The following is a 2827-nucleotide window of genomic DNA, read 5'->3' on the forward strand; positions in this document are numbered from 1 at the left end:
GCAAGCTGTGGCATTATCGGTTCGCATTAGGTTGCACAAGCAGGGCAGCGTTTGGCAGGGGTTCCGTCAGTCGCCACAGCCGCCTAACAGTTCATTCAAGCCGACGCCGCTTCGCGGCGCGGCTTAATTCCAGAGTTAGGCGGCAGTGTTCTGGGTTGGCTGGCCCTTCTTCTTTCGGCAGCAAGATCGGCAAGTCACCGGTCGGCTCCGGGTAACAGTTTCAACTGTTCCTGGCAGCGGCAAGTCCGCCACTTCGCCTTACGCTTCACTACTCTACCGCAATCATTTAATCGCACTTCGGCGGCAACGCTCGGCAAGGTTTCCCGGGCAAGCTCCATCCCGCAAGCTGTGGCATGATCGGCTCGTATTGGGTTGTGCAAGCAAGGCAGCATTGGTCCTGGGCTCAGTCAATGGCCAAAGCCGCCTAACAGTTCATTCAAGCCGAACCCGCTTCGCGGGTCGGCTTAATTCCAGAGTTAGGCCGCATGGACACTTGGCAACCTATTTCCGCGGAGGAGCTAGAGGCACTGGTTGCCAGGCAACTCTCTGACTGCTCGCCTGATATCCAGCAACTTTTCGAGCATTTCAAAGTTGTTCCCTATCGCACCAAGATTGATCGCCTGGGAATTGCTGAGACCGCATTTGTGGTGGCAAAATCTGGCAAAATCGCCCTGTACTATGAGGATGTTGAAGATGGATTCAATATCTCCGAGCTTCGTCCTGACGGAGCAATCTCCATCCGAGCTTGTGAGCAGTGGGAGCTAAGTCATGCACTCTTGCACCTTGCTACGGCCTAACAGTTCATTCAAGCCGAACTCGCTTCGCGAGTCGGCTTAATTCCAGAGTTAGGGGGCTGCATGAAGTTCATTTTGGCCTTGGGGATTAGCCTTGCAACAATTGCGGTAACGGCCTGCGTGGCCGAGCAACCGCCTGTCGAAGCTGCACAAGAATCCTTCGCATCTGGCTACGAGGACAACCCCGAAACCGGGCTGCCTATGAATCCGTCGAAAGCGCGTCTTCCATCATCTGTGAAGGTCATTTCGGACACACAATCCAACTTCGGCATCGACACATCTAGGCTCAAGCCGGAGCATGCGTCGATTGTTGCTTCTGCATGGAAGAGCTACCAGGCAATCCTTGCCGGCGGGCGTCCCCAGTGCGATCCAGCGCCATTTGCCCCCTCAGATGGAGGCACTGAGATCTACTTTTGTCAGGGCTACGACATCTCACGAGTACATGGGTTGGCCGGGTCGGCCGAGGCACCGGGGTACGAGTACGGTCCGTCGCTGGATCTTCTCAACGGCCAGCGGGTAAAGCGGCTAAAGTTCTACACAGATGTGGAACTGGCCAGACTTGTCGGGCCAGCCCCCTAACAGTTCATTCAAGCCGAACTCGCTTCGCGAGTCGGCTTAATTCCAGAGTTAGGTGCTATGGAGAGTTCCCAGACGTTCCCAACAAAGAGCAAGGCTGTTTTATGCAGCTTGGCGGTGCTCCCGGATGGCTCATTGAGGGTGGTGCTCGATGACGCTCGCAAGGGCCAAGAACCGGGTGTTTGGGCATATCAAAGCCTGGTCACCTTCAAGGACTATTCACCCGGCACCCTTGAGGACTTGGCTGCACTATCCGAGGAAGAGTTGGCAAACTTCGGTCATTACGTGCTGGCGCGTCTGCTCGCTAGCAATGGGCTAAGCACCTAACAGTTCATTCAAGCCGAACCCGCTGCGCGGGTCGGCTTAATTCCGGAGTTAGGCGCTATACGCATGCTTAGCCAAATTCTTGATACTTGGCAGTTCAACTTTTGGCTGGGCCTCGCCAGCCTTTGTGCTGGCTTGGTGGTCATTTCACCCTGCCTGTTGGTCCCAAGCTTGCGTCGCAAGATCGTCAAGGCAGACCTGGACATCGAGGGTGTTGGATTGATTGCACTGGTAGTCGCCATCGTTGCCATTGGGTGCTACAACTACTTCGGCGGCACTAGTGGCGCCTAACAGTTCATTCAAGCCGAACTCGCTGCGCGAGTCGGCTTAATTCCGGAGTTAGGCGGCGGTGTGTTGGTTGGCTAGCCCTTCTTCTTTCGGCAGCAACACCGGCAAGTCACTGGTCGGCTCCGGGTAACAGTTCCAACTGTGCCTGGCAGCGGTAAGCCAGCCACTTCGCCTTACGCATCGCTGCCCTGCCACAATCATTTCGCCGCACTTCGGCAGCAACGCTCGTCGAGGTTTCCCGGGCAAGCTCCATCCCGCAAGCTGTGGCATGATCGGCTCACGTTGGGTTGTACAAGCAAGGCAGCATTGGCCCCGGGGAGCGGTAAGGGTCACCGCCGCCTAACAGTTCATTCAAGCCGACGCCGCTTCGCGGCGCGGCTTAATTCCAGAGTTAGGCGGCGGCGTGTTGGTTGGCTGGCCCTTCTTCTTCCGGCCGCAACATCGGCAAGTCACTGGTCGGCTCCGGGTAACAGCTCCAACTGCTCCTGGCATCGGCAAGTTCGCCACTTCGCCTTACGCTTCATTGCCCTGCCGCAATCATTTCATCGCACTTCGGTGGCAACGCTCGGCAGGGTTTCCTGGGCAAGCTCCGTCCCGCAAGCTGTGGCATGATCGGCTCGCGTTGGGTTGCACAAGCAGGGCAGCTTTGGGCAGGGGTTCCACCAGTCGCCACAGCCGCCTAACAGTTCATTCAAGCCGAACCCGCTTCGCGGGTCGGCTTAATTCCAGAGTTAGGCCTCTGAATATGTCATTCGAGATCATCTTCATCACAGAAGGCCCCGAAAGCACTCCCGCCGCTGAGATTCAGTTCAATCGGCAGCGGCTTTGCATAGTTCGCTTCTCTG

3 protein-coding genes are annotated in these 2827 nt (G+C 56.7%); all 3 read left to right on the forward strand.

Translation table 11 applies throughout. The features are described from left to right. Positions 1–485: 485 nt before the first annotated feature. From ACVOLZ_RS22225 to ACVOLZ_RS22235, 3 genes are read left to right on the forward strand one after another with little or no spacing between them, the layout of a single operon-like run. Positions 486–797, forward strand: a complete 312-nt coding sequence (locus ACVOLZ_RS22225) for a hypothetical protein (protein ID WP_481518029.1) — start codon at positions 486–488, stop codon at positions 795–797. A gap of 60 nt (positions 798–857) precedes the next feature. Then, on the forward strand, positions 858–1373 hold the full coding sequence (locus tag ACVOLZ_RS22230; protein ID WP_481518030.1) for a hypothetical protein: 516 nt from the start codon (positions 858–860) through the stop codon (positions 1371–1373). Between the two features lie 57 nt (positions 1374–1430). Next, entirely contained in the window at positions 1431–1697 is a 267-nt protein-coding gene (locus ACVOLZ_RS22235; RefSeq protein WP_481518031.1) for a hypothetical protein, read from the forward strand. The last annotated feature ends 1130 nt before the right edge of the window (positions 1698–2827 follow it).

The sequence above is a fragment of the Stenotrophomonas sp. STEN020 genome (genome assembly GCF_056760195.1).